Origin of the sequence: Rhodococcus koreensis (assembly GCF_900105905.1) — a bacterium.
In the GTDB taxonomy this organism is placed as follows: domain Bacteria; phylum Actinomycetota; class Actinomycetes; order Mycobacteriales; family Mycobacteriaceae; genus Rhodococcus_F; species Rhodococcus_F koreensis.
The window spans coordinates 1,605,115-1,624,445 of record NZ_FNSV01000005.1 but is presented as its reverse complement, the minus strand read 5'-3'; the positions used below and the strand labels follow the sequence as shown (position 1 = coordinate 1,624,445).

The window sequence follows — 19,331 nt, the reverse complement described above, 5'->3', positions numbered from 1 at the left end:
GGTGGGTGTCTACTATCGAGTAAGTTCCGGTGCCCACGAGCTCCCCACCGCGTCGGGTTCGAGCCCGATTCTCGGGGGCGGGGGGTGCAGACAGCGGACATACGAAATCCGCCCTCCTCGGGAGCCGAGGAGGGCGGAGGCCTTGTCAGGACTGCTGCCTGTATTACTGCATCAGCGCAGTCGGGACAGCGCCTCGTCGTGCAGCAGAGTGTTGGTGGCCAGCGCACTGCCGCCGTGCGGGCCGTCGGCGCCGGCGAGATTGGTGAACCGGCCGCCGGCCTCGCGCACCAGGACGTCGAGGGGCGCGAGGTCCCACAACGACACCTCGGGCTCGGCGGCGATGTCGACGGCGCCCTCGGCGAGCAGACAGTAGGAGAAGAAGTCACCGAATCCGCGGACCCGCCACACGTCGTCGGTGAGGGAGAGGAACTGCGCGCGGATGCCGAGTTCCTTCCATCCGGACAGGCTCGAGAACGTGAGGCTGGCCGAACCGAGACGGTCGACGGCCGAGACGGCGATCCGAGTGGGCTCGGAGCCGTCGAACGTCGACCAGGCGCCGCGACCCGATGCCGCCCACCAGCGGCGCGCGAGTGCCGGGGCGCTCACGACGCCGACGGTGGGAACGCCGTCCTCGAGCAGCGCGATCAGCGTGGCCCAGATGGGGACGCCCCGCACGAAGTTCTTGGTGCCGTCGATCGGGTCGACCACCCACTGTCGACCCGAGAACTGCGCGTCGCCGCCGAACTCCTCACCGAGGACGGCGTCGGCGGGCCGCTCGGATTCCAGCGTCGCCCGGACCGCCCGTTCCACCGCCAGGTCCGCGTCCGTGACCGGGGTGAGGTCGGGTTTGTCGTCCACCGACAGGTCGAGTGCCCCGAAGCGGGCCCTCGTGATCGCATCCGCCTCGTCGGCGATTCGGAGGGCGAGCTGCAGGTCGGCGTCGAGGTCGGTCACGGTCGCACAGATTACTCGTACCGCGCGGTCGTACCGCGCCCGCGCGGACCTCAGTCGATCTTCACTTCGGCGAGCTTGCCGGTGGCGACGTCGAAGACGAACCCGCGGAGAGAGGTGGTCGCCGTGACGAAGGGACTGGCCTGGATGCGGCGCAGCGACTGCCGGACGTCCTCGTCGAGGTCGGAGAACGCCTCGGCTGACCAGGCCGGTTTGATCCCGACCTCGTCCTGAATGGACTTCTTGAAGTCGTCGTCGGTGAACGTGAGCATCCCGCAGTCCGTGTGGTGGATGAGGATGATCTCGGTGGTGCCGAGCAGTCGCTGGCTGATCGCGAGCGAGCGGATCTCGTCGTCCGTCACCACCCCGCCTGCGTTGCGGACGACGTGCGCCTCACCCTCCTGGAGACCGAGGATCCGGTAGACGTCCAGACGTGCGTCCATGCACGCGAGGACCGCGACGTGCTTGCTCGGGGGCAGGGGCAGCGGCCCGGTGAATCCGGCGGCGTACTCCTCGTTGTTCTTCAGGTACTGGTCGGTCACGGTCATCGTCGACTCCGTCCGGGATGGCGGCACAAACAAGTGCGTACCCGTGCATGCAACAAGGCACTTCCGGGGTCCGCAAGGCTTTCGCGCCACGTGATCGGAAGGGGTGACTTCGGCCGGAACGAAGGGGTGACAGGGCACCTGTCCGCACCCGGTAACCTTGGGAACCGTGCATCCCGACGTATCCGCAGACCTGAGCGAGCTCGACACCACCCTCCGCACCGTCGAATCGGTGCTGGACGTGGAGGAGTTGCGCCGCCGTATCGACGAGCTCGAACACCAGGCTGCCGATCCGGAGCTGTGGAACGACCAGGAGCACGCCCAGCAGGTCACCAGCCAGCTGTCGCACTCCCAGGCCGAACTGCGCCGCGTCGAGGAACTGCGCTCGCGGCTCGACGACATGCCGGTGCTCTACGAACTCGCCGAGGACGAGGGCGCGGAGGCCATCGCGGACGCCGACGCCGAGCGGCACAGCCTGCGCGAGGACATCGCGGCGATGGAAGTCAAGACGATGCTCTCGGGCGAATACGACGAGCGTGACGCGCTGGTCAACATCCGCTCCGGCGCCGGTGGCGTCGACGCCGCCGACTGGGCCGAGATGCTGATGCGCATGTACATCCGCTGGGCCGAGAAACACGGTTACGGCGTCGAGGTCTACGACACGTCCTACGCGGAAGAGGCCGGCATCAAGAGCGCGACGTTCGCGGTCAAGGCGCCGTACAGCTACGGAACCCTCTCCGTCGAGATGGGCACGCACCGGCTGGTCCGGATCAGCCCGTTCGACAACCAGGGCCGCCGCCAGACGTCGTTCGCCGAGGTTGAGGTCCTGCCCGTGGTCGAGACCACCGACCACATCGACGTCAACGAGAACGACGTCCGCGTCGACGTGTACCGCTCCTCGGGCCCCGGCGGGCAGTCGGTCAACACCACCGACTCCGCGGTCCGGTTGACGCACATCCCGACCGGCATCGTCGTGACGTGTCAGAACGAGAAGTCGCAGCTGCAGAACAAGGTGTCGGCGATGCGCGTCCTCCAGGCCAAGCTGCTCGAGGTCAAGCGCAAGGAGGAGCGCGCCGAAATGGACGCGCTCAAGGGCGACGGCGGCAGTTCCTGGGGCAACCAGATGCGGTCGTACGTGCTGCACCCGTACCAGATGGTCAAGGATCTGCGCACCGAGTACGAGGTCAACAACCCGTCGGCGGTGCTCGACGGTGACATCGACGGCTTCCTCGAATCCGGCATCCGGTGGCGGATGCGCGAGAGTCAGGCGTCCTGATCTCCATAGAACCGGCGGCGGCAGTGTTCGCTCCCACCCAGAACCTCCTCGACTGGCTCTCGTCGACGGGGCTGGCGGTGTCCCTCACCGTCCTCGGAGCGATCCTGATGGCGCGGTTCGTCAGTTGGGGCGGCGGCAAGGTGACCGACCGGATCGACAGCAACTACATGCAGGGCGACGCCCTCGTGCGGTCCGAGGCGACCAAGCACCGCCACTCGGTGGCGCAGGTGATCACCTGGGTGATCATCACCATCATCTACGTGATCGCGACGATGAAGGTCCTCGACCAGCTGAGCCTGCCGATCGGCAGCCTGGTGGCCCCGGCCACCGTGCTCGGTGCGGCGCTCGGTTTCGGCGCGCAGCGCGTCGTGCAGGACATCCTCGCCGGCTTCTTCATCATCACCGAACGCCAGTACGGATTCGGTGACACCGTGCAGCTCGCGGTGACGGGGTCGTCGGAGGACGCCGAGGGCGTGATCGAGGACGTCACCCTCCGGGTCACCCGGATGCGGAACTCGGACGGTGAGGTCATCACCGTGCCCAACGGCCAGATCGTGAAGGCGATCAACCTGTCCAAGGACTGGGCGCGCGCCGTGATCGACGTTCCCGTTCCGGCCACGTCGGACATCAACCGCGTCAACGAGGTGCTCCACCAGGTCGGCGTCGAGGCCTTCGCGGATCGCGGACTGAAGAAACTACTGCTCGACGAGCCGACGGTGATGGGAGTGGAGAGTCTGACGGTCGACGAGGTCAGCGTCCGCGTCGTGGCGCGGACCCTCCCGGGTAAGCAGTTCCAGGTCGGTCGCGCACTGCGCGTGCGCATCGCCACCGCGATGCGACGGCAGGGGATCACCGTCGAACCGGACCTTCAGACGGTCCGGGCAGCGGAGGGCGAGGGATGACCGACGAACCCCGGCGCGGACTGGACCGGATTCTGCACTCCTCGTTCCTTCCCGCCAAGATCCTCGGCGGCCGGGTGCGGACGTCGACGCTGGTGCTGTGCATCCTGTGGGTGGTGCTGTACACGCTGTACACGTACCTCAATCCCGCCGAAGAGGTGGTTCAGGGACCGGTCGCTCCGGCTGTCGTCCCCACCCGGGAGGCGCCGATCCAGGAGACCACGCCGCCGACGTCGGAGTTCGAGACGACGATCGAGTCGACGACGGAGACCGCCACGACCACCGAGTCGACACCCGAGCCGACGCCGGAGCAGACGGCGCCCACCGGGACCAGTCAGGTGACGTCGACGCCGACGCTGCCGTTCGGGATTCCCAATCCGTTCCCGCCTCTGCAGACCACCACGCCGCCGACCACGTCTTCCGTCCCGACGACGTCGGCGACACCGCAGACGGGGCGATGACGCGCGCGTCGCTCCATTTGGTCACTGTTCGATAACGTCTAGACTGGCTCCTCGTGATCAGCGTCGAGAATGTGTCGAAGTCGTACAAGACCTCCACGAGGCCCGCCCTGGACAAGGTGAGCGTCGAGGTGGACAAGGGCGAGTTCGTCTTCCTGATCGGCCCGTCGGGCTCGGGAAAGTCGACGTTCATGCGCCTGCTCCTCAAGGAGGAGTCGCCGACGTCGGGTGACATTCACATCGCGGATTTCCACGTCAACAAGCTGTCCGCCCGGCGTGTGCCGAAGCTGCGGCAGAGCATGGGCGTCGTCTTCCAGGACTTCCGGCTCCTGCAGAAGAAGACCGTGTCCGAGAACGTCGCGTTCGCGCTCGAGGTGATCGGGAAGCCGCGCGCGATGATCTCCCGGACCGTCCCCGAGGTGCTCGAGATGGTGGGGCTGTCCGGGAAGGCCGACCGGCTCCCCACCGAACTGTCCGGTGGTGAGCAGCAGCGCGTCGCCATCGCGCGGGCGTTCGTGAACCGGCCGCTGGTGCTGCTGTGCGACGAGCCCACCGGCAACCTCGACCCGGAGACCAGCCAGGACATCATGCTGCTGCTCGAACGGATCAACCGCACCGGAACGACGGTGGTGATGGCGACCCACGACCACCACATCGTCGACTCGATGCGTCGTCGCGTGGTGGAACTGGACCTCGGCAGAGTGGTGCGCGACGAGGCTCGGGGTGTGTACGGCGTGGGGCGTTAGCCGCCCTCCCTGCACTCCAAGCTTCAGTACTGTCCCCAAGTCTCCTACGAAGGACTCTGATTCCCCGATGCGTGCCAGTTTCATTTTCAGTGAGGTCCTGACCGGACTCCGCCGCAACGTCACCATGACCATCGCGATGATCCTCACCACCGCGATCTCCCTCGGCCTGTTCGGGAGCGGGTTGCTGGTGGTGCAGATGGCCGGCAAGACCCAGCAGATCTTCCTGGACCGCGTCGAGGTACAGATCTTCCTCACCGACGACATCTCCACGTCGGACCCGGGCTGCGAGGGGGAGATCTGCAAGTCGCTGCGCACGGAACTGGAGGACACGCCGTCGGTGGTGTCGGTGGAGTACCTCAACCGGGACGACGCGGTGAAGGACGCGACCGAGCGGGTGTTCAAGGATCAGCCCGAACTCGCCGCGCTCGTCAGCCCCGACAGCTTCCCCGCCTCGTTCAAGGTCAAGCTCAGCGACCCGGAGCGGTTCGGTGTCATCAACGAGAACTTCGGTACCCGCCCGGGCGTCGAGAGCGTCCTCAACCAGCGCGAACTGGTCGAGCGGCTCTTCAGCGTCCTCAACGGGGTGCGCAACGCCGCGTTCGCGATCGCGATCGTGCAGGCCGTGGCGGCAATTCTCCTGATCGCGAACATGGTTCAGATCGCGGCCTTCACCCGTCGCACCGAGGTCGGCATCATGCGGTTGGTCGGTGCCACCCGCTGGTACACACAGTTGCCGTTCCTACTCGAGGCGGTGGTCGCCGCGCTGGTCGGCGCCGTCCTGGCCATCGTCGGCCTGTTCACCGCGAAGAACATGTTCATCGACGACGTGCTCGCGGACGTGTACGAGGCCAACATCGTGGCCCGGATCTCCAACAGCGACGTGCTGTTCGTGTCGCCGGTGCTGGTGCTGGTGGGCGTCGGAATGGCGGCGGTCACCGCATACGTGACCCTGCGCTTGTACGTCCGCGAATAATCGGTTTGCCCCTTCTCCTATGCTGGAGGGTACGAACTGTTCACCTCGGACATCGCGGACTGAAAGGCCCGGAACGTGAAGGAAAAGGGCCGCAAGGTCATTGCGACCAACCGCAAGGCGCGTCACAACTACACCATTCTCGACGTCTACGAGGCGGGGATCGCCCTCGTCGGTACCGAGGTGAAGAGTCTGCGCGAGGGCAAGGCGTCGCTGGTCGACGCGTTCGCCACAGTCGACGACGGGGAGGTGTGGCTGCGCTCCCTGCACATCCCCGAGTACACGCAGGGCACGTGGACCAACCACTCGCCGCGCCGCACCCGGAAGCTGCTGCTGCACAAGCGGGAGATCGAGCACCTCGTCGGCAAGACCCGCGAGGGCAACCAGACTCTGGTTCCCCTGTCGATGTACTTCTCCGACGGCAAGGTCAAGGTGGAGCTCGCGCTCGCCAAGGGCAAGCAGGACTACGACAAGCGCCAGGACCTGGCCAGGCGGACCGCCGAGCGTGAGGTGACCCGCGAACTCGGACGCCGAGTCAAGGGCATGCGCTGACGTCCATCCTGCTCGCGCTCGTGGCCGCGATCGGCTACGGCGTGAGCGATTTCGTCGGCGGAGTCGCGTCCCGCAGGGTGGCGGCGCTGCGCGTCGTCATCGTGTCGTACCCGCTGTCCCTGCTGATCGTGCTCCTGATCGCCCCGTTCGCCGGCGGCACCCTCACCTCGTCCTCCCTCGTGTGGGGCGCGGTGGCGGGAGTGGCAGGCGGCGTGGCGGTCTGGTGGTTCTATCTCGCGTTGGCATCGGGACCGATGTCGGTGGTGTCGCCGCTGACGGCCGTGCTGGTCGCCGGTATTCCGGTGTTGATCGGGCTCGCGTTCGGCGAGCGGCCCGGGCCCGTCGCGTACATCGGGATCGCGGTGGCCCTCGTCGCCGTCGTCCTCGTCAGCCGGGAATCGCCCGACGAGACCGCGGGCGAGGTGGCAGGCGGCAGGGTGCTGCGCTTCACCCGCACAGTGGCGCTGCTCACCGTCGGATCCGGCATCGCGTTCGCGCTGTCCTTCGTCTCGCTGCACCAGATCGGCGAGGAGGGCGGAATGTGGGCGCTCGCCGTGTCCCGCGCCGCGGCGACCGCGGTGGTGTGGCTCGTCGCCCTGGCCGCCGGCCACTTCGTGCCACCCCACGGCGAACCCCTCAAACTCGCCGTGTACGTGAGTTTCCTCGACGTCCTGGCCAACGCGGCGATGATGTACGCGTTCCAGGGTGGCCTGCTGTCGCTCGTCAGCGTGATCGGGTCGCTGTACCCCGCGGCCACCGTGCTGCTGGCGATGGTGATGCTCGGTGAACGGGTGAGCAGAATGCAGCAGGCGGGGATGCTCCTCGCCCTCGCGGCCGTCGGAATGATCGCCGTGGCCAGCTGAAACACGCCCGTCGACACTCCCAGAGGAAACCGGGATGAAACCGGGCGGGGTTCGCGTTACACTAGGTGGCCCCGCGAGACTCGTGGGGCACGTACGGGGCTGAACGGTTTCGACTGCGTACGTTGAGGTAGGGGAAGCGTGTCGGTGCAGGCAAGAGACCACCGTAAGCGTCGCTGCAAACATATAAGCGCCGATTCCAATCAGCGCGACTACGCACTCGCTGCCTAAGTAGCGACTGCGTGTCTGTCAGTCCGGGTTCGCCCTCGGTCCGGGTACTGGCATCAGCTAGAGGGCTTTACCGTTCGACTCGGTCGCGGAGTCGAATGGGACAACCAACAGCGACTGGGATCGTCATCCTGGCTTGTTTGCGAGACTGGGAGATCCAAGTAGAGACATAGCAAACTGCACACGGAGAAGCCCTAGCTTTGCTGCGGAGGACCCGGGTTCAATTCCCGGCAGCTCCACCAAGGTCCGGGCCGGACACCACCAGGTGTCCGGCCCGGACCTTTTTGTGCGCACCGGAGTTCGACCATCCTGGCGGGCCGCCGTGACACGATGTGTGCCGTGTCCCTGACGAAACCGGTGGCCGTGGTCGCCCTGGGCGGTGCGCTCGGTGCGTCCGCGAGATTCCTCCTGTCCGAACTGTGGCCGGGCATCTGGACCGTCCTGCTGATCAACGTGATCGGGTCGCTGCTGCTCGGCTACCTCGCCGAGACGGTGGGACCGGACCGGTTGTGGCGGCTGTTCCTGGGAGTCGGCGTCCTCGGCGGTTTCACCACGTTCTCGACCTTCGCCGTCGACGCGGTGCGGGAGGACGTGGTGACCGCGAGCCTCTACGTCGTGGCCACCCTGATCCCCGCCCTGCTCGCGGCGCGGCTGGGGATGCTCGTCGGTCACCGCCACCGGCTGGGGCGGAAGGCGGCGACATGATCGTCCTCCTCGTCGCGGTCGGCGGCGCGCTCGGTGCGACGACGCGGTACCTCGCCGGCCGGTACGTCGACTCGTACCGCAGTTTCCCGGTCGCCACCTTCCTCGTGAACGTCGCCGGGTGCCTGATCCTCGGACTGCTGTCGGGGGCGTCGATGTCCGCGCAGGCGTTCGCGTTGCTGGGCACGGGCTTCTGCGGGGGACTGACCACGTACTCGACGTTCGCGGTGGAATCGGTGGGACTGCTGCGGATCCGGCTGGCGCTCACGTCCGTCGTCTACACGATCGCGAGTGTGACGGCCGGTCTGGCCGTCGCCTGGCTGGGATTCCGATTGACGTCTTGAGGGCAGACTCCGGCGCGAGGGTGCAGGATGGGTTGGAGCCGAGTTCGATCCCGAAACGTTTCCAGGAGGTCTCGTGGCGCACGACAGGGCGGGTCAGGTGGCACTGCCGGAGGATCTCGTAGACATCGCGCACCTGGTGACCGCGTACTACAGCGGCGTGCCCGACCCCGAGAACCCTGTGCAGCAGGTGCTGTTCGGGACGTCCGGCCACCGGGGGTCGAGCCTGGACACCGCGTTCAACGAGGCGCACATCCTCGCCACCACTCAGGCCATCGTCGAGTACCGGGCGTCCCAGGGCATCGACGGACCTCTGTTTCTCGGGCGCGACACCCACGCCCTGTCCGAGCCGGCGTGGACGTCGGCGCTCGAGGTGCTGGCCGCGAACGACGTGACGGTGCTGATCGATTCGCGGGACCGCTACACGCCGACTCCCGCGGTCAGCCACGCGATTCTCCGCTACAACCGCAGCGGCCCGGAGTCGAAGGCCGACGGCATCGTCGTGACGCCGTCGCACAACCCGCCCCGCGACGGCGGCTTCAAATACAACCCGCCGCACGGTGGCCCCGCCGGCTCCGAGGCGACGACGATCATCGCCGACCGGGCGAACGAGCTACTTCGGCGGGACCTCTCGGGCGTGCGGCGGATCCCGGCGGCCCGGGCGATCGCGCGGGCCGAGCGGTACGACTTCCTCCGCTTCTACATCGACGACCTACCGAGCGTTCTCGACCTCGACGCCATCCGCAGCGCCGGGGTGCGGATCGGCGCCGACCCGCTGGGCGGCGCGAGCGTCGACTACTGGGGTGCGATCGCCGACATCCACCGCCTCGACCTCGAGGTCGTCAACCCGCTCGTCGACGCCACGTGGCGGTTCATGACCCTCGACACCGACGGCAAGATCCGCATGGACTGCTCGTCGCCGAACGCCATGGCCTCGCTGATCGGAGCCCGGGACCGGTTCGACATCTCCACCGGCAACGACGCCGATGCGGACCGGCACGGAATCGTCACTCCCGATGCGGGACTGATGAATCCCAACCACTACCTCGCGGTCGCCATCGACTACCTGTTCTCGCACCGACAAGGGTGGAGCTCGGGTGTGAAGGTGGGCAAGACGCTGGTCAGTTCGTCGATGATCGACCGGGTGGTCGGAAGCCTCGGCCGTGAACTCCTCGAGGTCCCGGTGGGTTTCAAGTGGTTCGTCCCCGGGCTGCTCGAGGGTTCGCTCGGTTTCGGCGGCGAGGAGAGTGCGGGTGCGTCGTTCCTGCGCCACGACGGCGGGGTGTGGACCACGGACAAGGACGGGATCATCCTGGCCCTGCTGGCCTCGGAGATGACGGCGGTGACGGGAAAGACACCGTCGGTCCGGTACCGGGAACTGACCGAGCAGTTCGGCAGCCCCGCCTACGCCCGCATCGACGCCCCCGCCACCCGGGAGCAGAAGGCGGTGCTGGCGAAACTGTCGCCCGAACAGGTGTCGGCCACCGAACTGGCGGGGGAGCCGATCACCGCGACGCTGACGAGCGCCCCGGGCAACGGGGCGGCCCTCGGCGGGCTGAAGGTCACCACCGCATCGGCGTGGTTCGCGGCGCGGCCGTCGGGCACCGAGGACGTCTACAAGATCTATGCCGAATCGTTCCAGGGCCCGGATCATCTCGCGCAGGTGCAGGCGGCGGCCAAGGAACTGGTGGCCGACGTCCTGAAGTAGGTGTTCGGCGGGGTAGGTGCCGTCGCGGAAGCGGGGGCACCTACCATCGGATTCAACTATGAACACTCGCGCAGCCGGGCTGCCCGCCGGGCGCAGCCCGCGGCTCCCTTCGGAAATCTGGGTGCTGGTCTCGGCCAGCTTCGTCATCGCACTCGGATTCGGGATCGTCGCACCCGCTCTCCCGCAGTTCGCCCGCAGCTTCGACGTGAGCGTGACGGCGGCCACCGTCGTGATCTCGTCGTTCGCGTTCATGCGTCTGATCTTCGCCCCGGTGAGCGGCCGGCTCGTGCAGAAGCTGGGGGAGCGGCCCGTCTACATCACCGGGCTCCTGATCGTCGCGGCCTCGACCGCCGCCTGCGCGGTCGCGGGGGACTACTGGCAGTTGCTCGTCTTCCGCGCACTCGGGGGCATCGGCTCGACGATGTTCACGGTGTCGGCGATGGGCCTGGTGATCCGCATCGCACCGGTGGACAGCCGCGGCCGCGTGTCCGGGCTCTACGCGACCAGCTTCCTGATGGGATCGATCTCCGGACCCCTGGTCGGCGGGTTGCTCGTCGGATTCGGGCTCCGGGTTCCGTTCGTGATTTACGCGATCGCCCTCGTCGTCGCGGCCGCTGTCGTGTTCGTGAGCCTGCGGGGTTCGCACCTGACGGCACCCGACGCCACTGCCGCCGGTGCCACCATGACGCTGCGGGAAGCACTCGGGCAGCCCGTCTACCGGGCGGCGCTCGGCTCCAACTTCGCGTTCGGTGGTGTGATCTTCGGAGTGCGGGTGGCGATGGTGCCGCTGTTCGTCGTCGAGGCGCTGCACCGCGAAGCCGCCCTCGCCGGTATCGCCCTCACCGTGTTCGCCGTCGGCAATGCGCTCGTCCTCATCGTGTCCGGGCGGTTGTCGGACGTCTACGGCCGGAAGGTGTTCGTCCTGCTCGGACTGCTGGTGTGCGGCGCCAGCACCGTCGGAATGGGACTCAGCGAGAACCTGCTGGTGTTCCTGGTGCTGTCCGGCATCGCGGGCATCGGATCCGGAGTGATGAGCCCCGCGCAGCAGGCCGCGGTCGCCGACGTCGTGGGCGCGAAATCCCGCGGCGGCCCCGTGCTGGCCGCGTTCCAGATGGTCGCCGACGTCGGCGGGGTCCTCGGCCCGGTCGGCGCGGGTCTGCTCGCTCAGCACCTGTCGTACGCGGTCGCATTCGGGGTCACCGGAGGGGTCATGCTCCTCGCCGCCATCGGCTGGCTGCTGGTCCCGAACAAGCCGGCGCCCAAGGTGTCGGTCGAGGCGGTCTGACCGGCGTCTTCGGTACGCTCGTCCGGGTGTGGATCAAGGTCGTCTCCCTGCTCGCCCGGCTGTCACTCGCTGCCGTCTGGCTGGTCTCCGGCGCACTCAAGGTCGCCGACCCCGCCCAGACGATCATCGCGGTCCGGGCGTACCAGCTACTGCCCGAAGACCTCGTCCGGCCGGTCGCCAACACGCTGCCGTTCTTCGAGATCGCCCTCGGTCTGCTCCTGCTGATCGGGCTCGCCGTCCGCGCCACGGCCTCGGTGTCCGCGGTGCTCCTGCTCGTCCTCATCGGCGTGATCGTCTCGGTGTGGGCGCGCGGGCTGTCCATCGACTGCGGATGCTTCGGCGGCGGCGGTGCGGCCGACGTGAACGGCTGGGACTACACCAAGGAAATCCTCCGGGATGTGGGCTTCCTCGCACTGGCGGTGTGGCTGATCGTGTTCCCCCGTTCCCCGTCCGCGCTGGGGCTCCGCTCCCGCACCACTTTCTCAGTGACCCCTCAGCAGACGGTGGCAGAGTAAGCATTCGGTAAATCGATCCGACGTCGAAGGACTGCATCCACGTGAGCTCGAAGAACAAGTACAACCCGCAGCCGGAATCCAGCCGGTCCACCTACATTCTCGGTGGGCTCGCCGTACTGGTCATCGCCGTACTCGTCATCGGTGGTGTGATCTGGCAGAGCAACCGCAGCAAGCCGCGCAACGACGGTTACGGCGGGGTCCAGAACTCCGAGGTCCAGGTGGCGTTGCAGGGTGACGGCGTCGTGCTCCTCGGCCGGCCGGATGCGGCCACCACGGTCGACCTGTTCGAAGATCCCATGTGCCCGTACTGCGCCGAGCTCGAGAACAAGAACGGTCAGGAACTCGCGCAGTCCATCGACGACGGCAAGGTGGCCGTGCGCTACCACGTCCTGAACTTCCTCGACCGGCTCTCGGCCACCGGCGACTACTCCACCCGCGCCGTCGCCGCGTCCGAGTGCGTCGCCGAAACCGGTGACGCCGTGGCGTATTCGGCATTCCATGCGGCGTTGTTCTCGCCGGCGAACCAGCCGAAGGAGAACGGCAGCTCCGATCACACCAACGAGGAACTCGCGCAGATCGCCCGCGACGCCGGAGCATCCGACGCGGCCGCCGAGTGCATCACCACCGGGGCGAAGGTCGAGCAGGCCCGGGCGCACGCCGAGGCGGGCCGTCAGGCCCTCGCCGCGAGCGGTGCCACCGGCACGCCCGCCGTCGTCGAGGACGGCACCGTGATCGACGCGCTGTCCAACGAGAACTGGGTGTCGCAGCTGTAGGCGGCTCCGCCGCCCGTGCGTGGTTGACGAGTGTCTGGACTCGTTAACCACGCACGGGCACGAAGCGCCCCTGACCAGGCGATTTGTTGGCCCGGTCGGCAATGGTGTAACTTTCTTCGAGCACGGAGGAAGTCATTCCGAGTGCGGAGAACAACCGAATACGGGGCTATGGCGCAGCTGGTAGCGCACCACACTGGCAGTGTGGGGGTCAGGGGTTCGAGTCCCCTTAGCTCCACTTTCGAGAGAAGCCTCTCATCCGCAGACGATGCGGGTGGGGGGCTTTCCTCATTCATCCCTCTTGTCCCGGTGGGACACTGGCGTCATGACATTCACTGTGACGCATCGCTCATTCGACCAATTGGCGGAGTTCGCCGTCACCGACTTCGGCGACGACGACAGCTACAGCATCCACGAGTCCGGGGCGCTCGTCATCGTCCGCGCCGCGCGGGAGCTGATCTACGCCCCCGGGAGTTGGTTCCTGGTGGAGCGGGAGGACGGCCAGGAGGACGGTTCGCCCGGCAATTACATGTGACGCTTCGGGCAGCGATTCGCACATCTGTTCGACTGCCGGGTAGATTCGACGTGTGGCCGCCCGAACCGAGACCGCGCCGGGGTGCTGCCCGAACGGGCACCCGCTGGCCGCGAATACGTGCCTGGTGGGGTGGGAGGTGTGCGGGTGTGCGACGTCCAGCAACGGTGGGCACCGCACCCATTTCTGCCGGCGATGCGGCGCCACCGTTCGGACTCCGCCGTGCTGCGGCGGTTCCGACGACGGCCGGTGAGCGGACGGTTATCGGATCGGCTGCCTCGCGGCCGTGGGGTTGCCCCAGATCGTGTCGGACTCGTCCTGGAGCACGAGGGCGACCAGTCTCTCGGTGCCTGCGGTGAACGTGGACGCCGCGACGAGCACCCAGATCCAGTGGCCCTCCCGGTGCCGGATGCGCAGATGTGCTGTCGCGCTGGGGCTTTCCTGGCTCAGTACCCGGGCGAGCATGGTGCCCCACAGTGCGGCGTCGTCGGGGTGGAACAGTTGCTCGTGATCGAGGTCCGCGAATTCGTCGGCGTCGTAGCCGATCAGGGCCGCGCAGGCGGGGTTGCTGAACACGACGTTTCGTTCGCGGTCGTGAACGCTGATCGCGTGGGGAATGGATTCCATCAGCGCAGCGAATCCGTCGCTATCCAGTTGTCTCACGGTTCCCCCCTCGTGCTTTTCGATGGCGCCCACATGGTACGCCGCACCGTGCAGTTTCGTGCGGTGAAATAGTTAATTAATAGCAAACCTCGATCGCGAACGTGCTCCGCGGGGCTAGGGTGACGGGATGCGGTTCGTCACCATCGTCCAGGCCTCCGCGTTCGTCCCCGTGTGGTTGCGGGTCCTGCTGCTGATGGCCGCGGGAGCGAAAGTGTGGGGAGCCGGCATCTATTCGGGCTGCTATTTCGGCAGCAAGGACGTCACGATGGGGCTGGGGACCTTCGTCAACCGCGGCGTCCTGTTCGACGGCACCGCGCCCATCACGCTCGGCAGGCAGGTCGCCGTCGGGCACCGCGTCCAGTTCGTCACGAGCACCCACGAGATCGGTCCGAGCTCCGGCCGGGGCGGGCGCGTGGTCGACCGTCCGATCGTGATCGGCGACGGGTGCTGGATCGGCGCGGGCGCGATCATCCTTCCCGGAGTGACGGTGGGCGAAGGGTGCGTCGTGGGGGCGGGCGCCGTGGTCACCCGCGACTGCGAGCCGAACGGGCTCTACGCGGGGTCGCCCGCGCGCCGGGTTCGCGACCTCGACTCCGCCCCGTCCGTGCGCTGAGGGCCGGCCTGGCGTTCGACGGCGACCGCGCGGTTCACGCCGTCGAGAAACCGTGAAATGGTGGCTTTTTCGACCGCGTCGAAGTCGTCGAGGACGGCGGCCGTCCGGTGGATGAGCGGCCCGAAGAACGTCTGACCGAGATCGACGGCGCGGGGTGTGACCGCGAGCAACCACCTGCGGCGGTCGTCGGCGTCCCGGTCGCGGCGGATCAGGCCTGCCTTCTCCATGCGGTCGAGCAGGGCGGTGACCGAGGCGGAGTTGATGCCGAGCTGGCCTCCGAGCCATCCGGGTGTGGCGGCGAGGCCCGCCCGGTCGGCGTCGAGGATGCAGATCAGGGCGCGGAGATCGGTGGTGTGCAGTCCGTGCAGTTGCGCGAATTCGGCACCGAGCAGGTTCAGCTCCACTGCGAGTGCACGCAGCCGGTGCACTGTCTGTGCGCCTTCGTCCGGGTCCACGCTCCGCAATCTACTGCGACCTTTCCTTCGATTGTCTAGTATCTCGATTATCGAGATATTTCGAGGAGGATGCGATGACGGCAGTCGGCGACTTCGTCCGCGCCTACGACTCGCTGCTGGCCGACTGGCCGGTGGACGTCACACCCGTCGACGTTCCCACACCGTTCGGGTCCACCCGGGTGAACGTGTGCGGACCGGAGTCGGGGGCGCCGCTGCTGCTGCTTCCCGGCGGAGGGGCCACGTCGACCGTGTGGGTCGCCAACGTCGCGGCGCTCGCCCGCAGTCACCGGGTGCTCGCGGTGGACGTCATGGGCGATGTGGGGCGCAGTGCGAACGACGGTGCACCGCTGCGCACCGCCCCGGACCTGTTCGAGTGGCTGGACGCGGTGCTCGACCACCTCGGGGTGACGGCGCCGGCGGTGGTCGGCCATTCGTACGGTGCGATGATCGCGCTCGCCTACGCACTGCACGATTCCCGTCGCGTCGACCGTCTGGCGCTGCTCGACCCGACGTCCTGCTTTGCGGGCCTGAGCGCGCGGTACCTGCTCCACGCGGCGCCGGTGCTCATCCGGCCGACGGAGAGACGGCAGCGGAGGCTGATCCGCTGGGAGACGGCGGGTGCCGGAGTCGACCCGCGGTGGCTCGGCGTCACCGCGCTCGGGGCGGCCGTGTTCGGCCGCACCACGCTCGTCGTGCCGTCGCGTCCGACAGCCGACGCGCTGGCGGGCCTGACCGTCCCCACGACGGTGGTGCTGGCGGGTGGCAGCCGGGCGCACGACGCGGGCAGGGTCGCGGAGAACGTCGGGCGGCTGCTCCCGTCGGCCACGGTCACGACGATCCCCGGAGTCACCCACCACACGCTGCCGATGGCGCCCGCCGCCGACGTGGACGCGGCGATCCTCGCCGCGGTCGGCTGACGCGCGCCCGGGTGCCGGGCGTTAGGATGGGCGCCCGGTAGCTCGTCGAGGTCCCACGGAGGTCGCAGCGTTGGCGAAGAAGCGGATTCCCGTCGTCATCGTCGCCGGATTCCTCGGTTCGGGAAAAACCACCCTGCTCAACCATGTGCTGCGCAACAACCGCGGCGTCCGGGTCGGCGTCATCGTCAACGACTTCGGCGCCGTGAACATCGATTCGATGATGGTGGCCGGCCAGGTCGATTCCATGGTGTCGCTGAGCAACGGCTGCATGTGCTGCGCCGTGGACGTCAGTGACATGGACGAGATGCTGGACCGCCTCGCGCATCCCGCGTCGCAGATCGACGTGATCATCGTCGAGGCGAGCGGGCTTGCCGAGCCGCGCAACATGATTCGTCTCGTCCTCGGAAGCACCAACCCGCACGTGATGTACGGCGGTCTCGTCGTGATGGTCGACGGCGAGCAGTTCGAGGACATGTCCGAGCAGCACCCGGACCTCGGCAAGCACGTCACGCTCGCCGACCTCGTGATCCTCAACAAGACGGACCGCATCGACGACGACCGGCGCGCCGCCGTGCAGGCGATGGTCCGCGGCTACAACGACCGCGCGCCCGTCCTCACCACCGCGCACGGCCGGATCGAGCCCACCCTGCTGTTCGACCGGGAACCCGGGCGTGAACCGGCGCCGGGGGAGCAGCTCACCCTCGACCAGCTCCTGCTGGATCAGCACGACCACTGCGAAGGCCACGACCACCTGCATTCGTCGTACGAGGCAGTCGATTTCGCTTCGGACGAGCCGATCGATCCGCGGCGGCTCGTCGAGTTCCTCGAGAAGCGACCGGTCGGGATCTACCGGATCAAGGGATTCGTGCATTTCGCGGTGCCGGGGCAGTCCCGAAAGTTCGAGGTGCAGACCGTCGGGCCGCACATCAGATTCACGTCGACGCGCTGGGAGCCCGGCGAGGAGCGGGCGACCCAGCTGGTGCTCATCGGTGCCGACATCGAGGGCGAGCACGTGCGGACCCGGCTCGCGGGCTGCGTCGTGGCGGTGGGCGAAGATGCGGACCCCGGCGCGATGCTGGGTGTGCACCGCTATACCGTGACCGCGTGACCGAGTCTGCGTGTAGTCCCGATACGAATCCCGAGCCGGCGCTGTCGGTGTACGACGCGATCCGCCGCCGCCGCGACGTGCGGGCCGAGTTCACCGGGGAGCCGATCGCGGAGGAGGTTCTCGACCGCATCCTGGGCGCCGCGCACTGCGCGCCCAGCGTGGGCAACACCCAGCCGTGGGATTTCGTCGTCGTACGCGACACCGGCACGCTGACCACGTTCGCCGACCACGTGGCCGGCGCCCGCAGGCGGTTCGCGGAGTCGCTGCCCGAAGATCGCAAGAAGACGTTCGACCCCATCAAGATCGAAGGGATCTGCGAGAGCGGAATGGGGGTAGTCGTGACGTACGACCGGAGCCGCGGCGGCGAACACATCCTCGGCAGGCACACGGTCGACGACACGGGCCTGTTCTCCGCGGTGCTCGCGATCCAGAATCTGTGGCTCGCCGCGGCCGCCGAGAACGTGGGCGTCGGCTGGGTGTCGTTCTACGACGAGCCCTATCTCACCGAACTGCTGGGCATCCCCGAGCCGGTGCGTCCCATCGCGTGGCTGTGCGTGGGGAGGGTCGCCGAGTTCCAGCAGGTGCCGGACCTCGAGCGCTTCGGGTGGCGGGGGCGCCGGCCATTGGCCGACGCCGTCCACCTCGAGAAGTTCTAGCCCTGACGGCGGCGTGAACCGCCGGCGGACGCCGTGCGGGTTCCGCCGCCCGTGGAGGAGGCTGCGCGGGGGCGTCCGGCTCCACCCGAGCGGGAGCGACGTGCGCCGCCGCCCTGACCGTGTGCGCGGCCGCCCTGACCGGCTTGACCGCCGCGTCCGCCCTGGGCGCCGCCCGGCCGCTGATTGCGTCCGCCGCCGCCGTTCGACGCCGGTGCCGCCTTGGGGGCCGGCGCGACGTGCGGTGCGATGTCGCCGACCAGGTCGAGCACGTGTGCGGAGTCCGCGGTGCTGCGGACCGGGGTCACCTTGATCGCGGCCTTGCGCATGAGGACGGCCAGGTCCTTGCGCTGCTCGGGCAGCACGACCGTGACGACGTCGCCTGCGCTGCCCGCGCGTGCGGTGCGGCCGGAACGGTGCAGGTAGGCCTTGTGCTCGGCGGGCGGATCGACGTGGACGACCAACTGGACGTCGTCGACGTGCACGCCGCGCGCCGCGACGTCGGTGGCCACCAGCACGCGGGCCTCACCGGCGGAGAACGAGGCGAGGTTGCGGTCGCGGGCCGCCTGCGACAGGTTGCCGTGCAGGTCGACCGAGGGGATTCCCGCCTCGGTGAGCTGACGGGCCAGCTTGCGGGCCTGGTGCTTGGTGCGCATGAACAGGATGCGGCGTCCGGTGCCCGATGCAAGCCGCTCGACCAGCTTGCGCTTGGCCTCGACGCCGTCCACGTCGAACACGTGGTGCGTCATGGCCGCGACGGGCGAGTTCGCCTCGTCCACCGAGTGCAGCACCTCGTTCTTCAGGAACCGCTTCACGAGCTTGTCGACGCCGTTGTCCAGGGTGGCGGAGAACAGCAGTCGCTGCCCCTGCTGGGGGGTCGCAGTGAGGATGCGGGTGACGACGGGCAGGAAGCCGAGGTCGGCCATGTGATCGGCCTCGTCGAGCACGGTGATCTCGACGGCGTCGAGGCTCACGAACTTCTGCTTCATCAGGTCTTCGAGCCGTCCGGGGCACGCGACGACAATGTCGACGCCCGCCTTGAGGGCGCTCACCTGACGGTTTTGGGAGACACCACCGAAGATCGTGGTGACTCGCAGGTCGTACGCGGCGGCGAGGGGCTCGAGGGTTGCGGTGATCTGCGTGGCGAGCTCGCGGGTGGGGGCGAGGATCAGGCCCACCGGGCGGCCCGGCCGGCGCTTTCCGCCGGACAGTTCACCCGCGAGGCGGGACACCATCGGAATGGAGAATGCCAGCGTCTTGCCGCTGCCCGTCTTGCCGCGGCCGAGCACGTCCCGTCCCGACAGTGTGTCGGGGAGGGTGTCGACCTGGATGGGGAACGGGGAGGTGATCCCCTTGTCGGCGAGTGCTTTCACCAGCGGTTCGCGGACACCGAGCGCGGCGAACGTCGTGTCGGGGGTATTCGTGTCAGACAAGTGGTCAGGCCTTTCGAGCACAGGGTTGTGCCCGGAGGGCCGATACGGAAGGTCTCCGTCGGAGCTCGAGCACAGGTTGGCGGCGTTGCCGGTCGGCAAGCTTCTTCGCCGTAAGAAGAGCGGATGCGGTGGTGCACATCCAACAGGATTC

At 68.1% G+C, this 19,331-nt stretch carries 23 protein-coding genes, 1 tRNA gene and 1 other RNA gene; 20 read left to right on the top strand and 5 right to left on the bottom strand.

The genetic code is table 11. From position 1 onward, the window contains the following. Positions 1-171 precede the first annotated feature (171 nt). Together hisN and BLV94_RS12340 are read right to left on the bottom strand one after the other, a co-directional pair. A complete protein-coding gene (hisN, locus tag BLV94_RS12345) occupies positions 172-954 on the bottom strand; it encodes a histidinol-phosphatase (protein ID WP_072937686.1) in 783 nt (260 codons plus the stop codon). A gap of 50 nt (positions 955-1,004) precedes the next feature. Continuing rightward, a complete protein-coding gene (locus BLV94_RS12340; protein ID WP_072937687.1) occupies positions 1,005-1,499 on the bottom strand; it encodes a beta-class carbonic anhydrase in 495 nt (164 codons plus the stop codon). Between the two features lie 166 nt (positions 1,500-1,665). Here BLV94_RS12340 and prfB point away from each other — a divergent pair, with 166 nt between their 5' ends. The 16 genes from prfB to BLV94_RS12260 all read left to right on the top strand — a co-directional run bounded on the left by prfB (position 1,666) and on the right by BLV94_RS12260 (position 13,341). Further along, entirely contained in the window at positions 1,666-2,772 is a 1,107-nt protein-coding gene (gene prfB, locus BLV94_RS12335) for a peptide chain release factor 2 (RefSeq protein WP_072937793.1), read from the top strand. A gap of 5 nt (positions 2,773-2,777) precedes the next feature. Next, positions 2,778-3,674 carry a mechanosensitive ion channel family protein gene (locus BLV94_RS12330; protein WP_072937794.1) on the top strand — a complete coding sequence of 299 codons (897 nt, stop codon included), beginning with the start codon at positions 2,778-2,780 and terminating at the stop codon, positions 3,672-3,674. Then, positions 3,671-4,132, top strand: coding sequence for an Rv3103c transmembrane domain-containing protein (locus tag BLV94_RS12325; protein ID WP_072937688.1), 462 nt, complete (start codon positions 3,671-3,673; stop codon positions 4,130-4,132). The genes BLV94_RS12330 and BLV94_RS12325 overlap by 4 nt, the downstream gene beginning before the upstream one ends. A 53-nt stretch (positions 4,133-4,185) precedes the next feature. Beyond that, entirely contained in the window at positions 4,186-4,875 is a 690-nt protein-coding gene (gene ftsE, locus BLV94_RS12320; protein ID WP_005240222.1) for a cell division ATP-binding protein FtsE, read from the top strand. 67 nt (positions 4,876-4,942) lie between these two features. After that, positions 4,943-5,848, top strand: coding sequence for a permease-like cell division protein FtsX (ftsX, locus tag BLV94_RS12315; RefSeq protein WP_072937689.1), 906 nt, complete (start codon positions 4,943-4,945; stop codon positions 5,846-5,848). A gap of 75 nt (positions 5,849-5,923) precedes the next feature. Then, positions 5,924-6,397: an SsrA-binding protein SmpB gene (gene smpB, locus BLV94_RS12310; RefSeq protein ID WP_015890164.1), complete on the top strand. Its 474-nt coding sequence runs from the start codon at positions 5,924-5,926 to the stop codon at positions 6,395-6,397. After that, positions 6,394-7,260 carry an EamA family transporter gene (locus BLV94_RS12305; RefSeq protein ID WP_482822428.1) on the top strand — a complete coding sequence of 289 codons (867 nt, stop codon included), beginning with the start codon at positions 6,394-6,396 and terminating at the stop codon, positions 7,258-7,260. The genes smpB and BLV94_RS12305 overlap by 4 nt, the downstream gene beginning before the upstream one ends. 95 nt (positions 7,261-7,355) lie before the next feature. Next, positions 7,356-7,727, top strand: a transfer-messenger RNA (tmRNA) gene (ssrA, locus tag BLV94_RS12300). 88 nt (positions 7,728-7,815) lie between these two features. Continuing rightward, complete coding sequence (locus tag BLV94_RS12295) at positions 7,816-8,190, top strand: fluoride efflux transporter FluC (RefSeq protein WP_072937691.1); 375 nt, start codon at positions 7,816-7,818, stop codon at positions 8,188-8,190. Further along, the gene (crcB, locus tag BLV94_RS12290; protein ID WP_072937692.1) at positions 8,187-8,531 is read left to right on the top strand and encodes a fluoride efflux transporter CrcB; all 345 of its coding nucleotides are present in this window, start codon (positions 8,187-8,189) and stop codon (positions 8,529-8,531) included. Before BLV94_RS12295 ends, crcB begins: the two co-directional genes overlap by 4 nt. Positions 8,532-8,604: 73 nt before the next feature. After that, positions 8,605-10,236, top strand: coding sequence for a phosphoglucomutase (alpha-D-glucose-1,6-bisphosphate-dependent) (pgm, locus tag BLV94_RS12285; RefSeq protein WP_072937693.1), 1,632 nt, complete (start codon positions 8,605-8,607; stop codon positions 10,234-10,236). A gap of 58 nt (positions 10,237-10,294) precedes the next feature. Beyond that, positions 10,295-11,521 (top strand): MFS transporter, encoded by a 1,227-nt coding sequence (locus BLV94_RS12280; RefSeq protein ID WP_072937694.1) that lies wholly within the window; start codon positions 10,295-10,297, stop codon positions 11,519-11,521. Positions 11,522-11,547: 26 nt separating this feature from the next. Next, positions 11,548-12,036, top strand: coding sequence for a MauE/DoxX family redox-associated membrane protein (locus BLV94_RS12275; RefSeq protein ID WP_072937695.1), 489 nt, complete (start codon positions 11,548-11,550; stop codon positions 12,034-12,036). Positions 12,037-12,077: 41 nt separating this feature from the next. Next, complete coding sequence (locus BLV94_RS12270) at positions 12,078-12,809, top strand: DsbA family protein (protein ID WP_072937696.1); 732 nt, start codon at positions 12,078-12,080, stop codon at positions 12,807-12,809. A 162-nt stretch (positions 12,810-12,971) separates the two neighbouring features. Then, positions 12,972-13,044, top strand: a tRNA-Ala gene (locus tag BLV94_RS12265). 87 nt (positions 13,045-13,131) lie between these two features. After that, positions 13,132-13,341, top strand: a complete 210-nt coding sequence (locus tag BLV94_RS12260; protein WP_011598322.1) for a hypothetical protein — start codon at positions 13,132-13,134, stop codon at positions 13,339-13,341. 258 nt (positions 13,342-13,599) lie between these two features. On the opposite strand, the gene BLV94_RS12255 is transcribed toward BLV94_RS12260, so the two are convergent. After that, positions 13,600-14,001 carry a PAS domain S-box protein gene (locus tag BLV94_RS12255; protein ID WP_241031547.1) on the bottom strand — a complete coding sequence of 134 codons (402 nt, stop codon included), beginning with the start codon at positions 13,999-14,001 and terminating at the stop codon, positions 13,600-13,602. Positions 14,002-14,128: 127 nt separating this feature from the next. Here BLV94_RS12255 and BLV94_RS12250 point away from each other — a divergent pair, with 127 nt between their 5' ends. After that, on the top strand, positions 14,129-14,614 hold the full coding sequence (locus BLV94_RS12250) for an acyltransferase (RefSeq protein ID WP_072937697.1): 486 nt from the start codon (positions 14,129-14,131) through the stop codon (positions 14,612-14,614). Here BLV94_RS12250 and BLV94_RS12245 read toward each other — a convergent pair. Further along, on the bottom strand, positions 14,554-15,078 hold the full coding sequence (locus BLV94_RS12245) for a MarR family winged helix-turn-helix transcriptional regulator (protein WP_072937698.1): 525 nt from the start codon (positions 15,076-15,078) through the stop codon (positions 14,554-14,556). The two genes, BLV94_RS12250 and BLV94_RS12245, sit on opposite strands and share 61 nt — an antisense overlap. Before the next feature lie 65 nt (positions 15,079-15,143). On the opposite strand from BLV94_RS12245, the gene BLV94_RS12240 reads away from it, so the two are divergent. The 3 genes from BLV94_RS12240 to bluB all read left to right on the top strand — a co-directional run bounded on the left by BLV94_RS12240 (position 15,144) and on the right by bluB (position 17,750). Further along, positions 15,144-15,986 (top strand): alpha/beta fold hydrolase, encoded by an 843-nt coding sequence (locus BLV94_RS12240; protein WP_072937699.1) that lies wholly within the window; start codon positions 15,144-15,146, stop codon positions 15,984-15,986. Positions 15,987-16,056: 70 nt separating this feature from the next. After that, positions 16,057-17,094 carry a CobW family GTP-binding protein gene (locus tag BLV94_RS12235; RefSeq protein ID WP_072937700.1) on the top strand — a complete coding sequence of 346 codons (1,038 nt, stop codon included), beginning with the start codon at positions 16,057-16,059 and terminating at the stop codon, positions 17,092-17,094. Beyond that, a complete protein-coding gene (bluB, locus tag BLV94_RS12230; RefSeq protein WP_072937701.1) occupies positions 17,091-17,750 on the top strand; it encodes a 5,6-dimethylbenzimidazole synthase in 660 nt (219 codons plus the stop codon). The genes BLV94_RS12235 and bluB overlap by 4 nt, the downstream gene beginning before the upstream one ends. Here the strand turns inward: bluB and BLV94_RS12225 are convergent. Further along, entirely contained in the window at positions 17,747-19,180 is a 1,434-nt protein-coding gene (locus BLV94_RS12225) for a DEAD/DEAH box helicase (protein WP_174705451.1), read from the bottom strand. The two genes, bluB and BLV94_RS12225, sit on opposite strands and share 4 nt — an antisense overlap. Positions 19,181-19,331: the final 151 nt, after the last annotated feature.